Source organism: Williamsia muralis NBRC 105860 (genome assembly GCF_001598915.1).
Taxonomy (GTDB): Bacteria; Actinomycetota; Actinomycetes; order Mycobacteriales; family Mycobacteriaceae; genus Williamsia; species Williamsia muralis.
In genome coordinates, this window is sequence record NZ_BDAP01000001.1 from 576,438 (window position 1) to 597,319 (window position 20,882).

The following is a 20,882-nucleotide window of genomic DNA, read 5'->3' on the forward strand; positions in this document are numbered from 1 at the left end:
CTCCATCTTCAAGTGCACCGATCGCGGTCGGTCCGCGACGCAAGGTTCACTTAGCAAACTAGAACACCAGGTGATGGAGGGTGAGCGCTATCGCCGGAATCGGGGCCCGAAACTCACATGGATGAGTCTCGGGCCCCAACCGGTCAGCCGAGTGGGATCTGGGTGGTGCCGTTGTTGAAGCAGCCGCTCCAGGTCTGGAAGTCCCCGGCGAAGCTGATCCCGTCAGTGCACTGCACCCGGTTCTGGCCGTCGACCACCACGGTCGCTCCCGGCCCCGCGATACCGATGGACAACCCCGGATTCACGCCCTGCATCTCAACAACCGCCCCTGGTCCCAGCGCGATGGCAGCGGGGCCTGAAAAGTTGTTGCCGGTGGACACGGCGACGCCGCCATCTGCGGTGATGGCGAGTGTGAGGCCGGTCGGACCCGAGGACGAGTAGCAGTTCGCACCTGCACTGGTCTGGCCGGGCAGGCTCGGGCAGATCTCAGGAGCGGCGGTGGCGGTAGGTGCGGCGGCGAAGGTGAGTGCGGCGGCACCCGCGCCTGCTGCTGCGGCGGCGACGACGGACTTGCGAGTGAAACGAATCATTCTCGAGCTCCTTTTTCGATGCGGCATTTTGTGACGACTACCACACGTGTTCGGAGCCGAAACAACGGTGGATTGCCTGGGTATGAAAAAAGTCGAAATAGGTGGTTTCGGGCGTTGGGATTCTCGCCGAGGTTCGGTGTGGGGAGTACGTGGTGCGGTTTACCTAGCGGCGATTCTCGTCGTTGCTCGGTCTGCGGGGCGAGCGTTTGCCGGTTAGCCGAGCGCCGCTGACGGCCTGCTCGCGAGTTTCGCCGATGCTTGGTCTGCGGGGCGAGCTTTTGCCGGTTGGGTGAGCGCCGCTGACGGCCAGCTCGCGATTCTGGCCGACGCTCGGTCTGCAGGGCGAGCGTGTGCCGGTTAGCCGAGCGGCTCGCAATCCTCGCCAACGTCAGCCCGTCAGCCACGCGACCCCACCTGCGACAGACCAGCTAGATCACTCGATGGCAAAACCGAAGGCGTCCGATCCACGGGTGCATCGAGAGAGCACCCCGCGGGTTTGTGACGGGCCGCAATCCCAGCCGCTGACCTGCTGCGGAGTTCCTGTCGCGATCTTCGGGCCGTACTCCCTGGCGACCGGCATCACTGCGGCGCAGTCGACGCCGCTGCCGGCGAAGATGACGACTTGTAGCGCGCCGTCGGGACCGTTGACCGTCTCGCACCGGACGCCCTCGATGGCGGGAAGTCGCTTCGAGTCGGGAATCGAGGTGGCCGGCGGCAATGATGGGCCGGGTACGGCGGGTGCGTTCGAGTTCTCGGTCGACGGCGTGCGCGACGAGGTGGTGCCGGGCTCGGCCGGAGAACTCGAACCGATCGCGGCGTTGCCCGAACTCTGCGCGGTCGACGAATTGCCAGGCGCGGTCGAGTCGTCCCCGCCGCAGGCGGAAAGCGTGACGACCGCGCCCGTGGCGATCACCAATGGTCCGGCAAGTCGGAGAAGAGCGGTACGCATGGGGCAACCGTAGCGAACCGCATCCCGGCCTACATGACGGCGACGCGTCCACCGCGCCGGGTGATGCCCGCCACTCCAGCGGTCCTGTGTGACGTGTTCTATATTTTTGCACCCGACAGAAAAGTTGCAGAACTCTGCAACTTCCGTACGGTGGAAGTCATGCAAGAAATGGGCTTACGCGAATCCAAGAAGGCAGCCACGCGGCTGGCTCTGGCGACTGCGGTGCTCCGTCATGCATCGGACGCCGGCCTCGAGTCGGTGTCCGTGGAGACCGTTGCCGCCGAGGTCGGAGTATCCGCAAGGACTTTCCACAACTACTTCCCGAGCAAAGAGGATGCGCTGATCTATTTCGTCGGCGTCATGCTCGACCGCCTGGCCGATCTGATCGAGTCGCGACCCGGGGGAGAGGTGCTGTGGGACTCGGTCGAGTACGCCTTGACCGAGATCGCCTGCGACACCGAAGCCGATCCGGGGCAGTTCCTGACCCTGATCCGTCTGCTCGAGACCGAGCCGACACTGGCCGACCACAAACACAGTGACGGACTGGCCGCGGAACAGAAGGCCCGGTTCGAGTCGGTCGTCGGATGCCGCGGTGAATCCACCGACTTGGGCCTGTACGAACGCCTGGTCTTCGGCAACGAGCTGGTGACCCTGCGAGTGGGGTTGGAGATGTGGAGCGAAGGGCTCGCCCCGCACACCGACCTCCGTGAATTCCTCGGCGAAGCATTCCGTCTCACGAAGTGCGGCTTGTCCCGCCCGATGTCGACACCAAATCCCTGACCTGACGCCTACCGGCGCACCCAAACCTCCCGAAGACCCACTGGAAGGACCAGCACCATGGCCACTTATCTCTATCGAATAGGCAAATGGGCCTATTTGAACAAGTTCAAGATGATCGCGATCTGGCTACTCGTGCTGGTCGCGATGGGTGTGGCGGCCGCAACGTTGTCGAAGCCAAATTCCGAGAGCTTCTCGATTCCGGGCATTCCGTCGGAAAAAGCTCAGAATCAGATGGTCGAGGCCTTCCCGGAAAAGCCGAAGTTCTCCGAGGACACGTCGGTCAAGTACGTGGTGAAGGCCCCGGATGGTTCGAACCTGAACACTCCGCAGAATCAGGCCACCATCAACCGCATGGTCGAGCAGATGAAGCAGTTCGACAAGGTCAAGCAGCCTGATTCGATCGCCAATCCATTCGAGACCTACGGAACACCTGACAGTCCCGGGCCCGGCTGGAACGCGGTCACCGAGTTCCAGACCCAGCAGTTCGGGAAGTCGCCCGTGGAAGCGGCGGCCGACGCCCAGGCCGGGTCGCCGATCAACAAAGACCAGAACATGGCCCAGCTCGGTGCGTCCTTCGACGTCGAGGCCAGCGCGGATGTGAGCGCAAAGGCTCACGAGCAGATGGAAGACGTCGCCGATCAAGCGCGCAAGGGGGGTCTCACGGTCGAGATGTCGGGTACGGCCCTGCCGCAACCCGCGATCGGTCTCACCTCTGAGCTCATCGGTATGGGCGTCGGTGCGATCGTCATGATCCTCACCTTCGCGTCGCTGGTCGCCTGGGGCATGCCGCTCATCACCGCGATCGTCGGTGTGGTGATCGGCATGATGGGAGTCACGGCAGCCACGTTCTTCTTCGATCTCAGCTCGGAGACCCCGATCCTCGCGACGATGATCGGTCTCGCGGTCGGCATCGACTACGCGCTGTTCATCCTGTCCCGGTACCGGCATGAGGTGCACACCTCCAAGTCTCGTGCCGAAGCAGCCGGAAAGGCCGTCGGCACAGCGGGTTCGGCCGTTGTCTTCGCCGGTGCAACCGTGTTCATCGCGCTCGCAGCCCTTTTCATCGTCAACATCCCGTTCCTCACGGCGATGGGCCTGGCCGCGGCCGGCACGGTGCTGGTAGCGGTCCTCGTCGCTCTCACGTTGCTGCCTGCGATCCTCGGGCTCTTCGGCGGCAAGGTGTTCGCAGGCCGGATCAAGGCCCTCAACGCACCCGATGTGACGCCCGCCGATCCGGCGCGCCGCCACAACGGCCAGCGTTGGATCAACCAGGTGGTCAAGCGGCCCGCGCTCTTCGCGATCGCACCGATCATCCTGCTCGCGCTGATCGCACTTCCGATGGCCGGTCTGAAGTTGGCTCTGCCCAACGACGGCAGCGGCGACCCCAGCACCACGCAGCGCAAGGCGTACGAGCTGGTGGCCGAGGGCTATGGTCCGGGCCAGAACAACCCGTTTGTGGTTGTTGTCGACGGCAGCGCCATCGCGGACGAGACGCAGCGGATCGACGCGTTCAACGGTCTGGTCAACCAGATCAAGGGCGTCGACGATGTCGCCACGGCGTTGATCAGCCCCGGTGACGTGAACGCATCCGGCGACACCGCGATCATCTCGGTGCTCCCCGCGAGTTCGTCGGGAGAAGAGGCCACGCAGCAGCTCGTGAAGGATTTGCGAGGCCTGGAATCGAGTGTCACCGAGTCGACCGGCCTCACCTACGGTGTCACCGGGCAGACAGCGATCGAGATCGATGTGTCCGATCAGCTCAGCTCGGCACTCATTCCGTACCTGATCGTGGTGGTCGGACTGGCGTTCATCCTGTTGATGATCGTGTTCCGCTCGATCCTGGTCCCGCTGACCGCCGCACTGGGCTTCCTGCTCAGCGTGGGCGCCACCTTCGGTGCCACGGTGGCGATCTTCACCAACGGTGACCTCGGGCTGATCGGCAATCCGCAGCCTCTGGTCAGCTTCCTGCCGATCATGCTCATCGGCGTGGTGTTCGGACTCGCGATGGATTACCAGGTGTTCCTGGTGACCCGGATGCGCGAGGCGTACGTCCACGGTTCGTCGGCCAAGGATGCGATCGTGTCGGGCTTCAGTCACAGTGCCCGCGTGGTGGCAGCCGCGGCCGCCATCATGATCTCGGTGTTCGCCGCCTTCATGCTGCAGGAGATGGTGTTCATCAAGGCGATGGGATTTGCGCTGGCGATCGCGGTGTTCTTCGACGCCTTCATCGTCCGTATGACGCTGATCCCGGCCGTGCTCGCCCTTCTGGGTGACAAGGCGTGGTCGCTGCCCAAGTGGCTGGACAAGATCCTGCCCAACGTCGACATCGAGGGCGAGAAGCTCAACAAGACGTTGGCCGCCGAGCAAGCGGAAATCGACAGGCGCGAACAAGTGTCCGTCTGAGCGTCGTCGCGCACCACACTCACCCCACCAGCTCGCTGAGCTGGTGGGGTGAGTTCGTTTGTTGGAGAGAATCTCTCGGCTAGGGCCCAGCTATCGTGCCCAGCTCGGCATAGTCGGCGTCGGACAGCTGCATCCCGGCGCCGGCAGCGTTGTCGCGCAGGTGGGTGACCGATGAGGTGCCAGGGATCAGCAGGATGTTCGGTGAACGCCGGAGGAGCCACGCCAGAGCAACCGATATCGGTGTCGCGTCGAGCCGAGTCGCCACCGAGCTCAGCACCGCCGACTGCAACGGGCTGAAACCGCCGAGGGGAAAGAACGGTACGTAGGCGATGCCGTCGGAGTTCAACGAGTCGATCAGCTCATCGTCGTGTCGGTTGGCCACGTTGTAGAAGTTCTGGACGCAGACGATCGGCGCGAGCGCGCGTGCCTCGGCGACCTGGTCAGGTGTCACGTTGCTGAGCCCGAGGTGCCGGATCAGCCCGTCCTGCTGCAACTCCGCCAGGGTCGTGAAGGCCTCTTTGATGGATCCCGACTCCGGGCCCGTGGGACTGCCCACCCGCAGATTGACCACGTCGAGCGCATCGAGTCCGAGGTTCTCGAGATTGGAATGGACGCTGACGCGCAGCTGCTGAGGCGATCGAGCCGGCGGCCAGCCGCCCTGGGCGTCACGATGCGCGCCGACCTTCGTGATGACGCGGAGCGAGTCGGGGTACGGGTGAAGTGCCTGTCTGATGAGCTGATTGGTGATGTAGGGCCCGTACGCGTCGCTGGTGTCGATGTGGGTGATGCCCAGCTCCACCACCTCGCGCAGGACATTGACCGCAGCGCTGCGGTCGGCCGGAGGCCCCATCACGCCGGGGCCTGCCAGTTGCATTGCGCCGTAGCCGAAACGGGTGAGCTCGAGCTGATCGGTGAGCGGAAAGACCCCGCCGGGTAGTTGTGTTGCGTTTGTCATGTCCCCACCGTGCGAGACGCGAGGTGACCGTGCCAGTGCCCCGGTCTTCCTGGGAGTGACAGGGACAGTCACGCCGAGCGCAAGTCTGAGTACGGTCGACATATGGGCGGCAACGGACAACTCGGCGACTACCTTCGTGCCCGACGGGAGCTCGTTCGGCCAGAGGACGTCGGGCTGCCGGTGATGGGGCAGCGCCGCGTGTCGGGGTTACGCCGCGAGGAGGTGGCGATGCTCGCCGGCATCAGCTCCGACTACTACCTCCGGCTGGAGCAAGGGCGCGACCACAACCCGTCGGTGCAGGTACTCGAATCACTCGGCCGCGTACTGCAACTCGACGAGACGGCCACGTCCTATCTCATCGGACTCGCTGCGCCCCAGACACGCAAACGCACGCGACGTCACCGCCGCGAGACGGTGCCCGAGGGAATCCGCCAACTACTTGCCACCATCGGAATGCCGGCCTTCGTGGAGAGTCGACACTTCGACGTGCTCGCCGCCAACGACCTTGCGCGCGCCGTGTCACCTAATCTGCGTGTCGGTCAGAACCGCATGAAAGCGTTGTTCCTCGACCCCGGCGAACAAGCACTCTGCCCGAATCATGAACTGGCCATGAGCCACCTCGTCGCGGGCTTCCGACAGTCGGTCGGCACCGACGTCGATGATCCGCGTGTTGTGCAGATAGTGGGGGAGCTCTCCCTGGCGAGCGAGCAGTTCCGTCGACTGTGGGCTCGGCACGACGTGCAGGTTCGGGCGGGCACTCAGACCCCGATGTACCACCCGCAGGTCGGCGAGCTGATGCTCTACAAAGACCGGCTTGCCGTCGATGCTTCCGAAGGTCTTGTCTTGGTGATCTATCACGCGGCGCCCGGAACCGACAGCGCAGAGAAGCTCGCTCTGCTCGCATCGCTGGCCGCGCCGTCGGCGCGGGAGTTGTCGGCGCGTGCAGTGGACGTGACGGACGGCTGATCGCCGGGCCTCTGGTCGAAGAAGTCTCGCCGCCACACCCCGGCGTTTTGCCCGGTGGTGCGGCGCACTGGGAAGATGCATCGGTGAACGATCCCCAACAAGGCCCCGACCGCAGCTTCACCCTCGGGACCAGCCTGGCCGGCACACTCGGACGAACCGGGACGATCAATACGCCGCACGGGCAGATCAAGACGCCGGCATTCGTGCCGGTCGGGACCAAGGCGACGGTGAAGACCGTGGTTCCCGAGGCGGTGCGCGACCTCGGTGCTCAGGCAGTCCTGGCCAACGCCTATCACCTGTATCTGCAGCCCGGTCCGCACATCATCGACGAGGCGGGTGGCCTCGGGAAGTTCATGAATTGGCCCGGCCCCACCTACACCGACAGTGGCGGCTTCCAGGTGATGTCGCTCGGGGCCGGCTTCAAGAAGGTCATCGCGATGGACGTGACCGGCATGCAGAACGACGAGGTGATCGCCGAGGGCAAGGAACGATTGGCCCGCGTCGACGACGACGGGGTCACGTTCAAATCGCATCTGGATGGTTCGCCCCATCGGTTCACCCCTGAGGTGTCGATGCAGATCCAACACCAGTTGGGCGCCGACATCATCTTTGCGTTCGATGAACTCACCACGTTGATGAACACCCGTGAGTACCAGGAGACGTCGCTCGAGCGGACGCGGCTCTGGGCGATCAGGTGCCTGGCCGAACACAACCGGCTGACTGCCGAACGCAGCCATCGACCGACCCAGTCGCTCTGGGGAGTGCTGCAGGGCGCGCAGTACGAAGACCTGCGGCGCAAGGCGGCGCGTGATCTGGTTGCGATGAGCGAACGCGACGTCGACAACGGCGGCCGCGGTTTCGGTGGCTACGGAATCGGGGGCGCACTGGAGAAACAGAACCTGGGCACCATCGTCCGGTGGGTGAACGAGGAACTGCCACAGGACAAAGCGCGACATCTACTGGGGATCAGCGAACCGGACGACATCTTCACCGCGATCGAGAACGGGGTCGACACGTTCGACTGCGTGTCGCCGTCGCGGGTGGCGCGCAACGGGGCCATCTATTCACTCGATGGTCGCTACAACGTGACGAACAGCCGGTTCCGCAACGACTTCGGACCACTGGATCCCGAGATCGAGAACTACACAACGCAATACACCCGGGCGTACATCCACCACTTGTTCAAAGCCAAAGAAGGCCTGGCGGCCACACTCTGCACCATCCACAATGAACACTTCATCGTGACGTTGGTGGAGCGGGCGCGCCAGGCCATCGAAGACGGGACCTACTTCGAGTTCCGGGACGAGTTCCTCGGCCGGTACTACGCGCAGGCGAAAACCTCGTGAACTAGCCGGTCTTGACGACCTTGGTGCCACCGGCGAACTTGTCGTGGATGCCCTGGTTGTTCGGGTCACTGTTGATGGTGACACCGATGGCGATCAGGATTCCGAGCGAGGCGAGGCTCAACAGGAACGGCAAGATCGGCACGAACGAGAGCAGCGACGACAGGAAGCCGATCAGCATCCAGGAGTTCCGCTTGAGTGACTCTTCCTGGGTGGGCAGTCCGCCCGAAACGCCCTGAACCTTCAGCTTCAGGAGCTGCTTGCCCAACGTTGCGCCCGAACGGGTTTCGAAGAACACGAAGTAGGCCAACCCGGCGAGGCTCAGGATCAGGGAGACGATCAGCGACACGATGAAGATGTCGACGACCAGCACGACGATAGTCGAAACGATGGCCAAGACCACGCCGACGATGATGGCGTCGATGATCCTGGCGCCCAAGCGAATTCCGGCGCCTGCGGTCTGCCCGAATCCGGCGCCCGCCTGCGGCTGTCCGTAGCTGGACTGGTCGCCGAACTGGGGCGGCGGGGGGTAGCTGCCCTGCGAGGGCGGAGGATAGTTGCCCTGCGGCGGCGGGTAAGAACCTGCCGGCGGCGGGGTGCCTGGCTGCTGGTAGGAACCGGGAGGCGGACCTGCCGGGCCGCCTTTACCCAGGTCCGGGTTCGGCGGGGGATTGTTGCCCGGGTAGTTGGGGTCGGGGCCTGGATACTGCGGTCCGCTCATGACGTTCGTTTCCTCTCGCGGCGAAGGCACGCTTCGCACCTACCTGATGGTCGTGACGAGTCTAAACCGGACAAAGGTGGGTTGCCGGTTGTTTGGACCCCTGAGGGGTGTCTAGCCAGCGTTGATTCGAGTAAGCGATCATCGACCGTCACTTGGCGTTTGAGCAGGTCAGTCGATTTTCGGCGTCCATCGGTTGCCTGCGTCAGCGGCGATCGCCGGTTACCGGCACCGTGAATCCAAGGCCGGACCGCTATTCCATTCGAATGATCGCTCGGCGTGCCGTCTGCCCGTGGACTTCTCATGGCGCGGCGTTCTGGTGCCGATCAACAACTCAGCATTGCGCTCGGTTCGAGGACCCAGGGATCGCGCGGCAGATCGTCGGGATCGAAACGGGCGAGCAGCTGATCGATGGTCACCGGCTCGTTCGGGGCTGCCATATTCAACGACGCGGCGATGAGTGACAGAACACGCTGTGTGTCAATGCCGCCCAGGGCCAGGTCCGACAACGTGACAGCGCCGTCGCGTTTGGCGAGCCTTGCGCCCTCCGTGTTGAGGACCAGTGGCACATGGGCGTAGACAGGCGGCGAAATGTGAAGCAGCGTAGCCAGATAACTTTGTCGGGGAGCGGAGCTGAGGAGGTCGTCGGCACGAACCACCTGATCCACTCCCTGGGCGTCGTCGTCGATGACCACGGCCAGGTTGTATGCCGGTGTGCCATCGCCGCGGCGGAGGACGAAGTCGTCGACCATGCCGGTATGACTGCCGAGAAGTGTGTCGACGACGGTGAACTCGGCAACCTCCGCGCGAAGCCGGATGGCCGGCGGGCGGCCAGTATCGCGTTTGGCTTGTCGTTGCGCTTCGGAGAGGTCGCGGCAGGTCCCCGGGTAGGCGCCCGCCGGCGCATGCGGGGCCGACGGGGCTTCGAGGATCTCGCGTCGAGTGCAGAAGCACTCGTACGTCAGTCCCCGTAGCTGCAGGTCGTCGATGGCGACGTCGTAGGAGAGTCGACGTTGCGACTGCCACATCACCGGAGGGTCCCAGGTGATCCCCATTGCCGCCAGATCGGCGAGCTGCCGGTCTGCTGCCCCCGGTGCCACCCGATCGAGATCTTCCATTCGCACCGCGAAGCGGCGGCCGGTGGAACGGGCAAACAACCAGGCGAGCAATGCGGTACGGAGATTGCCGATGTGCAGATCACCCGACGGCGACGGCGCGTACCGTCCCGCACCGCTCGGGCGGCCCGGTTCGTCTCGGCGGCAATCGTTCACCCGAACGAGGGTACAAGTGCAAGGATGGGACATCATGGACCTTCCTGTGATGCCGCCGGTGGTACCGATGCTGGCCAAATCCGCTGCCAAGATCCCCGATGAGACCGGCGCCGCGGTGTGGTCGCATGAGCCCAAATGGGACGGGTTTCGGGCCATCATCTTTCGCGATGGTGATGAGGTGGTCATCGGGTCGCGCGGTGGCAAGGACCTCGGACGGTACTTCCCCGAACTGATCGAGGCGGCCCGAGAGGAATTGCCGGACAGGGTGGTTGTCGACGGTGAGATCGGCGTACAGGCCGATCTCGGTGGGGTTCGCCGGCTCAGCTGGGACGCCCTGTCCATCCGGATCCATCCCGCGAAATCCCGGGTCACGATGCTCGCCGAGCAGACCCCGGCGATGTTCATCGGATTCGACGCACTGGCCACCGGCGACAGGGATCTCACCCGGGAGCCGTTCTCCACCCGCCGCGAGGTCCTCCTCGAGTCGATCCCCGGCGCCGGGCGTTGCCGGGTGAGTCGGGTGACCACCGATGCCGACCTTGCGCAGAACTGGTTCTCCGAGTTCGAAGGCGCAGGTCTCGACGGCGTCGTCAGCAAGCGCCTCGACGGGATCTACCTGCCGGGCAAGCGGGAGATGATCAAGGTCAAGCACAAGCGCAGCGCCGACTGCGTCGTGATCGGGTACCGCGTCCACAAGAGTGGTACCGGTCTGGGTTCGATGTTGCTGGGGCTCTACAGAGACGGTGATCTCCGCATGGTCGGCGGAGCCGGCGCGTTCTCGGACGCGAAGCGAATCGAGTTGCAGGAGATGCTCGAACCGATGCGGCTCGACCCCGACAACGTCGCCGAGGGTGAACCGAGCCGCTGGAAAGAGAAGGGGTCGTCGCAGTGGATCCCCATCCGCCCGGAACTCGTCGTCGAGGTCGCCTACGACCAGATGGAGGGCGACAGGTTCCGGCACACCGTGCAATTCGTGCGGTGGCGTCCCGACCGTGAACCCGAGAGCTGTGGCTATGAACAACTCGAGGTCCCGCTCACCTACGACCTTTTCGACGTCCTGGAGGGACAAGACTGATGGCGAAAGCTCCGGCCGAAGAACTCGATGTCGACGGGACCGCGGTGCGGTTGTCCAACCCCGACAAGATCTACTTCCCTCAGCTCGGCGAGAAGGGCGGCCGGAAAAGGGATTTGGTGGAGTACTACCGCACCGTGGCGCAGCAGGGTGCAATGTTGACGGCCCTGCGCGACCGACCGACCTTCTTGCAGCGTTTCCCCGACGGCATCGAAGGTGAAGAGATCTACCAGAAGCGTGTGGCGGCCAAACGCCCCGACTTCGTGGAGTCGACGTCGATCACCTTTCCCTCCGGCCGCACGGCCGACGCCATCCGGACCACCAGCGCGCCGGTCATCGTGTGGGCGGCCAATCTGGGGACTGTCACATTTCATCCGTGGCCCACGATCGCCCCGGACAACGACCATCCCGACCAGCTCCGGATCGACCTCGATCCGCAGCCGGGCACGGACTTCGCCGACGCGCGCCGTGTTGCCATCGACGTGTTGCGGCCACTGCTCGACGAATTGGGTCTCGTCGGTTTCCCCAAGACCTCGGGCGGACGCGGTCTGCACGTGTTCGTGCCCATCGAGCCGCGCTGGGATTTCATCGAGACCCGGCGTGCGGTGATCGCCCTGGCTCGTGAGCTTGAACGCCGCGACAGTGCGTCGGTCACCACCTCGTGGTGGAAGGAAGAGCGCGGAGAGCGGCTCTTCATCGACTTCAATCAGAACGCCCGCGACCGCACGATGGCCGCCGGATATTCGGCGCGGCGCACCCCGACGGCGACGGTGTCGACGCCGGTGACCTGGGAGGAACTGGCCGACGTCGATCCTCTGGACTGCACCATCGCCACTGTCCCGGCGCTGCTGGAACGAAGGGGAGATCCCATGGCGGACATCGGCGATCATCCTGGGAGTCTCGAGCCGCTGCTCGAATGGGTGGCGCGCGACGAGAAGGACGGGCTGGGCGACATGCCCTATCCGCCGAGCTACCCGAAAATGCCGGGTGAACCCAAGCGTGTGCAGCCGTCGAGGGCCCGTCACGACGACGAGTCGGAGTCCTGAGCCGTTCCTTTGGTCCCCGTGAGACCCGGCCGAGGGCGTATTGCCCTCGGCGGGCCGCCACGGGACGATCCGTGCGGGCGAACCCCGCGGGCCGGTGAATCCAGCAGGTTCACGGCGAGCAGACTCGGACATCACCTGACAGAATCCGGCCATGGAACTGCTGCTTCTGGTACTTCTCGGCGCGGTTGTCGTCACGGCCTTCGCGGATCGTCGCGGAATGCAGCCCGCGCTCATCATTCTGGTGGTCGGACTCCTGGTGTCGTTCATCCCCGGTCTGCCCCGGGTGGAGCTGGAGTCCGACATCCTGCTGACGGTGGTGTTGCCGCCCTTGCTCTATTCGGCGGCGCTGAACTTCTCGTTCCCGAGCTTCCTGCGCAACATCAAACCGATCCTCGGTCTCGGTGTGGCGATGGTTGTGGTCACAGCGTTCGCGGTGGGAGCCGTTGCCACGGTCGCCATTCCGGAGTTCACCTTCCTTCTCGCACTGTTGCTCGGGGCCATCGTCGCCCCGCCCGATGCCGTGACGGCCGTCGCGATCGGCCGCAAACTGGGTCTGCCGAAGCGGGTGATGGCCATCCTGACCGGCGAGTCCCTGGTGAACGACGCAGCCGCGTTGTCGTTGTTCGCGATCGCCGTGTCGCAGATCGCGCACACCCACGCGTTCATCGGGAATCCGTTGCTGCTCTTCAGCTACAGCGCGGTACTCGGGCCCGTCGTCGGAATCGTCATCGGGTTCGGCACCCTGTGGATCCGGCGTCACCTGCAGAACCCGGCGCTGGAAACGGTTCTCGGCTTCACCGTCCCGTTCGCGGCTTTTGTTGCCGCCGAACACATCCACGCGTCTGGGGTGCTCGCGGTGGTGATCGCCGGATTCGTGGTCGGGTCGGGTTCGGTTCATGCCGGCTACCAGACTCGTCTGCAGGAGCGCTATGTGTGGAACTCGGTGGATGTGCTCCTGGAAGCATTTGTGTTCGCCTACATAGGTTTACAGCTCAGGTTCATCATCGACGAGCTGCGAGAGGCGCGTGAGTCGCTCGTCGGGGTGGCGGTGGCCTCGGTTGTTGTCCTGCTCGTGGTGCTTGTCATCCGCCCGTTCGCCGTGTTCCTCATGTTCGGCCGGGGCTTGTTGCAACGGCACGTCGAGAAGACGGTCAGCTCGTCGCAGATCGCTGCGGGCCCTCGCGTTCCGCGACGGATCAGTGAGTCGGGCAGAGATCCGACCGCGAAGCGCGAGAAGAAACGGCCGGCTGCCGTCAAACGCCTGACCGCCTCGATGGACAAGCGGACGCTGACCTTCCAGGAGAGTCTGGTGGTGTCGTGGACGGGTATGCGCGGTGTGGTGACCTTGGCTGCGGCGTCCGGCATCCCGGCGACCCTGGAATCGGGGGAGCCGTTTCCGGAGCGTGCTGCGATCCAGGCGATCGCGTTTGTAGTCGCGGTGGGCACCATCTTGATCCAGGGCACCAGCCTGCCCTGGCTGATCGCACGCTTGCATCTGCACTCCGAGGAGGAAGAGCAGTACGCAGCTCGCGAGACGTCGAAAGCGGAGAGCATCGTGCACTTCGCCGGAGATGGGGTGATCGAGGACTTCGTGGCCGAACCGCCCGCCACCCTGGATGCGAAGACGGTCGAGTTCATCCGGTCGACCGTCGCGCGCCAGGTGCGTGATGCCGAGGAGATGCCCGACCCCGAAGCGCACACCGAGCGTGCGGAGACGTTCGCCAAGCTCTATCGGGAGGTGCTGGCGGCCCAGCGTCATGCCCTGATCGCCAGTCGTGACGCCGGTGAGGTGGACGACGAAGCAGTCCGCGCGATGCTCGAACGTCTCGATCTGCAGGAAGCCGGCCTGTCGGCGAGGCTCGAAAGCCGCCTCTGACTTCCCGAAATGGTGGGTTCGGGTGAGGCTCACCTGGGCGAATGCTCACCCGAAGCCACCACTTTCGGAAGTTGGCGGAGGATAGGGGATTCGAACCCCTGAGGGCTGTTAACCCAACCCGCGTTCCAGGCGAGCGCCATAGGCCACTAGGCGAATCCTCCGTGGGGGAGCTTACCGGTCGTGAGGTGACCTGCCAAAAACGGGCTGGTGAGGTGACCAGTTTCCGGCACCGCGCACCGGGCGGCTACACTCGATCCCGGATCCCGCGCGGCGTGCATCCTGTGAACTCCCCCAGGGCCGGAAGGCAGCAAGGGTCAGCGGGCTCTCTCGGGTGCGCGGGGTCCCCTACTTTGTTCCCCAGCGAAGCGCGCGATGACAGTTCCGGGGCAGGTGTGGTTCCGGGCGAAAGGCCGACGTGAACTACCACTCGATGAGTGCCGACCAGCTGACCGCCACCAGGTCCGAGCTGCGCGATCAATATCAGCGCCTCGCCGAAGCGGGCCTGAACCTCGACCTCACCCGCGGTAAACCGTCACCGGAACAACTCGATCTCTCCGCGGATCTGCTGTCGTTGCCGGGAGCTGATGTCTACCGCGACGGCAAGGGCACCGACTGCCGCAACTACGGCGGTCTCACCGGATTGCCCGAGCTTCGTGCCATCTTCGGTGAACTGCTGGGGATCCCCACCGACAATCTGCTGGCGGGCGGCAACGCCAGCCTCGAATACATGCACGATCTGGTCATCTTCGGTTTGCTGCACGGCACGCCGGACTCGGCTGCGCCCTGGGGGCAGGGCCCGATCAAGTTCTTGTGCCCGTCCCCGGGCTACGACCGGCACTTCGCGATCACCCAGTCCTACGGCATCGAGATGATCACCGTGCCGATGAACCCGGACGGCCCCGACGTTGCGGTGTGTGCCGAATTGGTGGCAGCAGATCCGCAGATCAAGGGCATGTGGTGCGTACCGACGTACTCCAACCCCACCGGTGCCACCTACAGCGCCGAGGTGAGCAAGGCTCTGATGTCGATGCCGGCCGCGGCACCCGACTTCCGCATCTTCTGGGACAACGCGTACGCGGTGCACACCCTGCAGGAGACGCCGCCCGAGCCGGTGGACGTGCTGGGACTGGCGGCGGCCGCGGGCAATCCGAACCGCCCCTACGTGTTCGCCTCGACATCCAAGATCACCTTCGCCGGTGCGGGCGTGGCTTTCTTCGGTAGTTCGGCCGACAACCTGGCCTGGTACCAGCGGCACGCGAGCATCAAGACGATCGGCCCCGACAAGCTCAACCAGCTCAGGCACCTGCGCTACTTCGGTGATGCTGACGGCGTGCGCCGACAGATGGCCAGGCACCGCGACGTGCTGCTGCCCAAGTTCGCGCTGGTGCTGCAGATCCTCGAGGACCGGCTCGGCGCGGCGAAGGTCGCATCGTGGACCGAACCCGAAGGCGGCTACTTCATCAGCCTCGACGTTGTCGACGGCACCGCGACCAAGGTCATCGACCTGGCCAAGAAGGCCGGCATCTCACTGACCGCGGCTGGGTCGACCTTCCCGTACAAGCGTGATCCCGACGACCGCAACATCCGTCTCGCCCCGACCTTTCCGGGACTGGAAGAGCTGCGGTTGGCGATGGACGGGGTGGCCACCTGTGTGCTGCTCGCCGCAGCCGAGAAGTTGCTCGAAGACCACAGCTGACATCACGCAGGAACCCTCGCTCGGTGATCGAGAAGGGCCGATGGTCGAGAAAGGCGCATCCCGGTTGGGCATCGAGTCCGCTCCGCACGTCCGTTCGCAGGAGCGCGCAGCAGTGACAAACGGCCCGGTGTTGCCGAGGCCTGCCGTTGTTGTCGCGGTGTCCCTCGCGCTCGGCCTGCTCGCGGTGTATCTGCAACATCTGGCCGTCCCGATCGACACCCCGTACTGGGGAGTCTTCGGTAACCAACTCGACCTGGCGGTGTATCGAGAAGGCGCGCAAGCGGTACTCGACGGTGACCGCCTGTACGAGGCCAAACTCGTGGGCGTCATGGATTACACCTATGCGCCGGTGTCGGTAATCCTGTTCATGCCGTTCGCGGCGATGTCGCTTGAACTCGCGCGGATCGTCTGGATGGCCGGCATCTTCGTCGCCCTCTATCTCTGTATCACTCTGAGCTTCAAAAGCCTGCGGTACCAGATCAATTGGTCGGTTCGGATCTTTGCCGGCGCACTTGTCCTGGTGAGCGCGCTGATGGAGCCGGTCCGCACCACCATGTGGTACGGCCAGATCAACGTGTTCCTCATGCTGCTCATCCTCTGGGATCTCCTGCAGGGCAGGCACAGTCGCATCCGCGGTCTCGGGGTGGGGATCGCTGCCGGGATCAAGCTGACGCCCCTGATCTTCGTGTTCTATCTCCTGATCAACCGCAACTGGCGTGCGGTGTGGCTGGCGGGTGCGGGGTTCGTGGGCACCATCGCGCTCGGGTTCGCGGTGATGCCCCGTGATTCCTGGAAGTACTGGAGCGGGACGTTCATCGACTCCAAGCGGGTCGGTGCCCCCAACACCGTCGGCAATCAATCGATCAGGGGAGCGTTGGCGAACCTGTGGCAGACCGACGCACCCAACCCGTTGGTGTGGATCACCTTGGCCGTTGCGGCGCTCGCGCTCGGGATGACTGCGGCCTCACTGGCTCATCGAGCCGGGCATGAGCTGCTCGCCGTCACCCTCGTCGGTATGACGGGGACCGCGGTGTCGCCGATGTCGTGGGGACACCACTGGGTGTGGTTCGTCCCGGCCCTCGTGATCGGAATCCACCTGACGCTGCAGGCGCGGGGTGCTTTTGCCAAAGCGCTGGCGGCGACGGCGGTGGTCGCTTTGATGGCGACGACATTCATCTGGCGCACATACCGTTCGTTTCCGGTATTGCAGATCGAACGGGTTCTGCCGGACGGTTACTTCACCGGGCTGTACCACAAGGTCGGCATCCCTGAGCTGCGGTGGTTCACCTACGACCCTTACAACTGGGTGTTCGTGGTGACAGCGGTGGCTGCCATCGTGTGTCTCACCTGGCGGCGCCGCGTCGAGACTCCGGAGCCGGTCGCGGCGGGTTAGCATCCCTGGACACGGGGTGAGGAGTAATGGGTGACAGCGGATCAAGCGCGCGCTGAGACAACGGACGACACGAGGGCACAGCAGCGATTTCCGAGTCACCCACTTCTGCTGATCGCGTTTGTGGTGGGCGCGGCCATTGCGCTGCTCGTGCAAGTCCGGTTCATTCCTCTGGACGCCCCCATCTTCGGGTTGTTCAAGAACCAGGTCGACCTCGACGTGTACCGCGCCGGGGCCCAGCACCTGTTGCACGGCCGGCAGCTCTACGACTTGCCGATGCTCCGGAACGGCCTGCTGTACACCTACACCCCGTTCTCGACCATCGTCTTCCAGCCTTTCGGCTGGATGAGCGCCGAGATGGCCGTGGACGTGTGGAGTGGCCTCATCTTCGTCACCCTGTACTGGGTCATCGTGGCCTCGTTCCGGAGTCTGGGCTACGAGATGAGCTGGTCGCTGGCCATCGTGGCCGCGTCGATGGTCTGCGCCGTCACCTTGATGGAGCCGGTCCGCACCACGATCTGGTACGGGCAGATCAACGTCTTCTTGATGGCGATCGTCCTGTGGGACCTGCTTCGGCCAGATGGCAGTCGGCTCAAGGGCATCGGTGTGGGTGTCGCGGCGGGCATCAAACTGACCCCCGCATTCTTTGTCGTCTACCTCGCCGTCACGAGACGGTGGCGCGCGGTGGTCGTGGTGATCGCGACATTCGGCGCCACGATCCTGATCGGCTTCCTCGCGACGCCCCGGCAGTCGTGGAACTACTGGACCGCCCGGGTGGTGAACTCCGACCGCGTCGGACCCACAGACGCTCCCAGCAATCAGTCGATCAAGGGCGCCCTGGCCACGGTGTTCGATACGACCACGCCCAGCAACGTGCTGTGGATTGCGTGTTCTGCACTCGCGGTGGTCCTCGGGATCGGCGCGGCCTGGCTGGCGCACCGTGCGGGCCAGGAGCTGCTCGCCCTGTGCCTGACCGGGATGACCACTGCGGCAGTGTCACCGTTCAGCTGGGGCCATCACTGGGTGTGGTTCGTGCCTCTGCTGGTGTTCGCGGTGCACCTGCCCATCGCGGCGTGGCGCGCCGGGTCGCGACCACTCGCCGGATTGTTGTGCCTCGCTCCGCCCGCGCTCTTCACCGCCGTGTTCATCTGGCGCAATCACCTCCCCGGAGGCGCCATGGGCTTCAAGCCCTTCTACGGCACCGGCATGTTCATGACGCCGTTCCCGGACTGGCTCCGATGGTTTTCCGCCGAGCCCTACCTGTGGGTGTTCGGCGTGACCGCGGTGTTGTGCATCGCCGTCTGGGGCCCGGGCGAAGTGCGGGTCAGGGGTGTCGCCCGTCGTTAGCTGCCCGACATCGGAACGGGTCACTCGCGGAGTATCGCCTCGAACGCCATCCGATCGCCGCGATACACGGTCCGCACCCTCTCGATCGGCCGACCGTCGGTATCCAGGGAACGCCGGTGCATCAGCAACATGGGCATGGCCGTGGTGGTTTCGAGTAACCGTGCCTCTTGGGGGGAGGGCAGCACGGTCTCGATCCGTTCCAGGGCGCTCCCGAAGACAACACCCGCATTGCGGATGGCCGCATACAGCGACGTGCTGGGGTCGAACGTCTCCGTGAAAGAACCGAACCGGGTTTTCGGTAGGTACGTGCTCTCCAGACCGAGACGTGCGCCGTCTGCGAGCAACACGCGCTGCAGATGCATCACTTTCGACCCCGCGGGCACCTCCAGGTCGGCGCACATCTCGGCGTCGGCGGGCACGTCCTCCCAGGTGACCAACAGGCGGGCGGGGACTCGTCCCTGACTTTGGGCGCCCTCGGTGTAGGACCGAAGCGACAGTGGCTGAACCAGTTTGGGTGCGGACACCACGGTTCCGCGACCCCGGCGCTCGATGCGGCCCTCGACCAACAGCTCGTGCAAAGCCTGGCGGACGGTCTCTCGCGATACCTCGAACCGCTCGGCGAGTTCGCGCTCGGGTGGCACCGTGTCACCTTCGGTGAGCTTGGCCAGTATCTGTTCGAGCTCGGTGCGCACGAGGTAGTACTTGGGAACGCGCTCCTGTGCGGTCATGACGGCAACCGACTGTCGACGCGGCGGGCGACGTCGAGCAGGTCACCGATCGACATCATCGGTGCGCCGGGCACTTTCGCGGCGTCGTCGTACCGGCGCAGCCGAAGCGCATCGGGCCAGCGAGGGTCCTCGAGGTACGCGACGGAGACCGCCGCACCGCCCTGTGCCCGTAGCGAGTGGATCGAGGTACCCGACAACGTTCCCGCATACCCGGAGGCGGTCGCGGCAAGATGGCGCTTGGCGGCGACGTGGGCTCCGGCGAGCCAACCCACACGGGGTCCGAAACGCGGCGTCAGCCACTGTTCTGCTGCCCGGTCATGATGTTCGGCGGCGGCCGCGCCGAGCAGGGGACTGTGGCCGACGTCGTGAAGTGCTGTGGCCAGGGTCAATTCGTCATCGGCGTTGTCGATGGTGGCGAGGTGGGCCGCCTGCAATGCGTGGTCGAGTTCGTCCACGGCCTCTTCGTCCCACACGCCCCGCAGTGATCGCAATACGGCCTCGGTCTCCCCGATCGAATCCATGCCCCCAGCATAGCCTCAATTGGTCTATACCAATTGTTAACCCGAAGTTCGCGCATTGGTCCTTTATTGGTCTAGACCAATCGGGCAGGGTGAACGTCATGCGAGTGATGATCGTCGGCGGTGGGATCCTGGGCACTGCCCATGCGTGGGCCGCGTTGCGGCGCGGACATGAAGTGTTTCACGTGGAGCGCGAAGCGGAGGCGCGAGGCGCCACGGTCCGGAACTTCGGCCTTGTCTGGGTGTCGGGGCGGTCGTCGGCCGAACTGTCGATGGCCCAGCGTTCCCGTGACCTCTGGGCCGAGATCGGTGGCTTGGTAACGGATGTCGGGTTCCGCGACATCGGATCGATCACTCTGGTCCGCACCGCGGCGGAACTCTCGGTGGCCGAGGAGATGGTCAGCAGATCAGATGCCACCGCCCGCGGCTTCGAACTCCTCACCCCCGACGACGTGGTGCGGAAGAACCCGGCGTTGCGGGGCGACTTCATCGCCGGGTTGTACTGTTCCCGCGACGCCGCAGTCGAGTCGCGACAGGCACTTCCGGCACTACGCGCGTACTTGTCGGAGTCCGGACGTTATCGGTTCGAGGCAGGCACCGAGATCCGTGGTGTCGAGCGCACGGGATCTGGTGTGAGTGCCCGGGATGACAGGGGCCGGACGCACACCGCTGACGCCATCATCGTGTGCCCCGGGGCGGCGCATGGCGGTCTGGCCCGAGAACTGGCCGGGGACATGCCGGTTCGCCGGGTGCGGTTGCAGATGATGCAGACAGCGCCGTTGGGCGAAACGCTCACCACGGCGATCGCGGATGCGGACAGCTTCCGCTACTACCCGGCATTCGCGGGGGGGAACCTCGACCGTCTCCGGAACACGCAGCCGCAGAATCCGATTGCCGACACCCACAAGATGCAGTTGCTGTGTGTTCAGCGACTGCACGGCGGCCTGACCATCGGCGACACGCACGAGTACGCCGAACCGTTCGGGTTCGACGTCGCCGAGGACCCCTACCGGCTGCTCAGCGACGTGGTCGAGGGATTTCTCGGACGCAAGCTACCGCCGGTCGTGCGCCGCTGGGCGGGTGTGTACTCGCAGTGCGTCGACCCAGAGGCGATCGTGCACCGCACCCAGGTTGCGGACGGCATCTGGGTGGTCACTGGTCCAGGAGGCCGGGGGATGACCCTGGGTCCGGCCATCGGCGAACAAACCATCGACCTCATCGACTCTTGAAGGGA

The 20,882-nt window shown here is 64.8% G+C and carries 18 protein-coding genes, 1 tRNA gene and 1 other RNA gene; 12 read left to right on the forward strand and 8 right to left on the reverse strand.

Translation table 11 applies throughout. The features are described from left to right. Window positions 1–143: 143 nt before the first annotated feature. Entirely contained in the window at window positions 144–590 is a 447-nt protein-coding gene (locus tag WIMU1_RS02835; protein ID WP_062795053.1) for a DUF6764 family protein, read from the reverse strand. Between the two features lie 433 nt (window positions 591–1,023). After that, complete coding sequence (locus WIMU1_RS25730) at window positions 1,024–1,539, reverse strand: hypothetical protein (RefSeq protein WP_084247967.1); 516 nt, start codon at window positions 1,537–1,539, stop codon at window positions 1,024–1,026. Window positions 1,540–1,698: 159 nt separating this feature from the next. Here WIMU1_RS25730 and WIMU1_RS02850 point away from each other — a divergent pair, with 159 nt between their 5' ends. Both WIMU1_RS02850 and WIMU1_RS02855 read left to right on the forward strand, forming a co-directional pair. Then, the gene (locus WIMU1_RS02850) at window positions 1,699–2,319 is read left to right on the forward strand and encodes a TetR/AcrR family transcriptional regulator (RefSeq protein ID WP_084247968.1); all 621 of its coding nucleotides are present in this window, start codon (window positions 1,699–1,701) and stop codon (window positions 2,317–2,319) included. A gap of 57 nt (window positions 2,320–2,376) precedes the next feature. Then, window positions 2,377–4,722, forward strand: a complete 2,346-nt coding sequence (locus WIMU1_RS02855) for an MMPL family transporter (protein ID WP_062795057.1) — start codon at window positions 2,377–2,379, stop codon at window positions 4,720–4,722. 79 nt (window positions 4,723–4,801) lie between these two features. On the opposite strand, the gene WIMU1_RS02860 is transcribed toward WIMU1_RS02855, so the two are convergent. Then, window positions 4,802–5,677, reverse strand: a complete 876-nt coding sequence (locus WIMU1_RS02860; RefSeq protein ID WP_062795058.1) for an oxidoreductase — start codon at window positions 5,675–5,677, stop codon at window positions 4,802–4,804. A gap of 102 nt (window positions 5,678–5,779) precedes the next feature. Here WIMU1_RS02860 and WIMU1_RS02865 point away from each other — a divergent pair, with 102 nt between their 5' ends. Both WIMU1_RS02865 and tgt read left to right on the forward strand, forming a co-directional pair. Next, complete coding sequence (locus WIMU1_RS02865; protein ID WP_062795059.1) at window positions 5,780–6,643, forward strand: helix-turn-helix transcriptional regulator; 864 nt, start codon at window positions 5,780–5,782, stop codon at window positions 6,641–6,643. 83 nt (window positions 6,644–6,726) lie between these two features. Continuing rightward, entirely contained in the window at window positions 6,727–7,989 is a 1,263-nt protein-coding gene (gene tgt, locus WIMU1_RS02870) for a tRNA guanosine(34) transglycosylase Tgt (protein ID WP_062795755.1), read from the forward strand. Between the two features lies 1 nt (window position 7,990). Here tgt and WIMU1_RS02875 read toward each other — a convergent pair whose 3' ends face one another. Next, the gene (locus WIMU1_RS02875; RefSeq protein WP_062795060.1) at window positions 7,991–8,707 is read right to left on the reverse strand and encodes an RDD family protein; all 717 of its coding nucleotides are present in this window, start codon (window positions 8,705–8,707) and stop codon (window positions 7,991–7,993) included. A 323-nt stretch (window positions 8,708–9,030) separates the two neighbouring features. Beyond that, the gene (gluQRS, locus tag WIMU1_RS02880) at window positions 9,031–10,008 is read right to left on the reverse strand and encodes a tRNA glutamyl-Q(34) synthetase GluQRS (RefSeq protein WP_084247969.1); all 978 of its coding nucleotides are present in this window, start codon (window positions 10,006–10,008) and stop codon (window positions 9,031–9,033) included. 1 nt (window position 10,009) lies between these two features. Between gluQRS and WIMU1_RS02885 the strand changes: the two genes are divergently transcribed. The 3 genes from WIMU1_RS02885 (at window position 10,010) to WIMU1_RS02895 (ending at window position 13,969) form a co-directional block, all read left to right on the forward strand. Then, the gene (locus tag WIMU1_RS02885) at window positions 10,010–11,050 is read left to right on the forward strand and encodes an ATP-dependent DNA ligase (RefSeq protein WP_062795757.1); all 1,041 of its coding nucleotides are present in this window, start codon (window positions 10,010–10,012) and stop codon (window positions 11,048–11,050) included. Next, window positions 11,050–12,093, forward strand: coding sequence for a non-homologous end-joining DNA ligase (gene ligD, locus WIMU1_RS02890; protein ID WP_174548694.1), 1,044 nt, complete (start codon window positions 11,050–11,052; stop codon window positions 12,091–12,093). Before WIMU1_RS02885 ends, ligD begins: the two co-directional genes overlap by 1 nt. A 151-nt stretch (window positions 12,094–12,244) precedes the next feature. Continuing rightward, window positions 12,245–13,969, forward strand: coding sequence for a cation:proton antiporter (locus WIMU1_RS02895; protein ID WP_062795063.1), 1,725 nt, complete (start codon window positions 12,245–12,247; stop codon window positions 13,967–13,969). A gap of 72 nt (window positions 13,970–14,041) precedes the next feature. On the opposite strand, the gene WIMU1_RS02900 is transcribed toward WIMU1_RS02895, so the two are convergent. Then, a tRNA-Ser gene (locus tag WIMU1_RS02900) sits at window positions 14,042–14,130 on the reverse strand. 93 nt (window positions 14,131–14,223) lie between these two features. On the opposite strand from WIMU1_RS02900, the gene ffs reads away from it, so the two are divergent. The 4 genes from ffs (at window position 14,224) to WIMU1_RS02920 (ending at window position 18,402) form a co-directional block, all read left to right on the forward strand. Further along, an RNA gene (gene ffs / locus WIMU1_RS02905) (signal recognition particle sRNA small type) lies at window positions 14,224–14,320 on the forward strand. 64 nt (window positions 14,321–14,384) lie between these two features. Beyond that, window positions 14,385–15,665: an aspartate aminotransferase type Ic gene (locus WIMU1_RS02910; protein ID WP_062795064.1), complete on the forward strand. Its 1,281-nt coding sequence runs from the start codon at window positions 14,385–14,387 to the stop codon at window positions 15,663–15,665. A gap of 40 nt (window positions 15,666–15,705) precedes the next feature. Then, entirely contained in the window at window positions 15,706–17,058 is a 1,353-nt protein-coding gene (locus WIMU1_RS02915; RefSeq protein ID WP_084247970.1) for a glycosyltransferase 87 family protein, read from the forward strand. A gap of 30 nt (window positions 17,059–17,088) precedes the next feature. Beyond that, entirely contained in the window at window positions 17,089–18,402 is a 1,314-nt protein-coding gene (locus WIMU1_RS02920; RefSeq protein ID WP_062795065.1) for a glycosyltransferase 87 family protein, read from the forward strand. Window positions 18,403–18,422: 20 nt separating this feature from the next. On the opposite strand, the gene WIMU1_RS02925 is transcribed toward WIMU1_RS02920, so the two are convergent. Beyond that, complete coding sequence (locus tag WIMU1_RS02925; RefSeq protein ID WP_062795066.1) at window positions 18,423–19,130, reverse strand: GntR family transcriptional regulator; 708 nt, start codon at window positions 19,128–19,130, stop codon at window positions 18,423–18,425. Then, window positions 19,127–19,651, reverse strand: coding sequence for a hypothetical protein (locus tag WIMU1_RS02930; protein WP_062795067.1), 525 nt, complete (start codon window positions 19,649–19,651; stop codon window positions 19,127–19,129). Before WIMU1_RS02930 ends, WIMU1_RS02925 begins: the two co-directional genes overlap by 4 nt. Window positions 19,652–19,749: 98 nt before the next feature. On the opposite strand from WIMU1_RS02930, the gene WIMU1_RS02935 reads away from it, so the two are divergent. After that, entirely contained in the window at window positions 19,750–20,877 is a 1,128-nt protein-coding gene (locus WIMU1_RS02935; protein ID WP_062795068.1) for a TIGR03364 family FAD-dependent oxidoreductase, read from the forward strand. The last annotated feature ends 5 nt before the right edge of the window (window positions 20,878–20,882 follow it).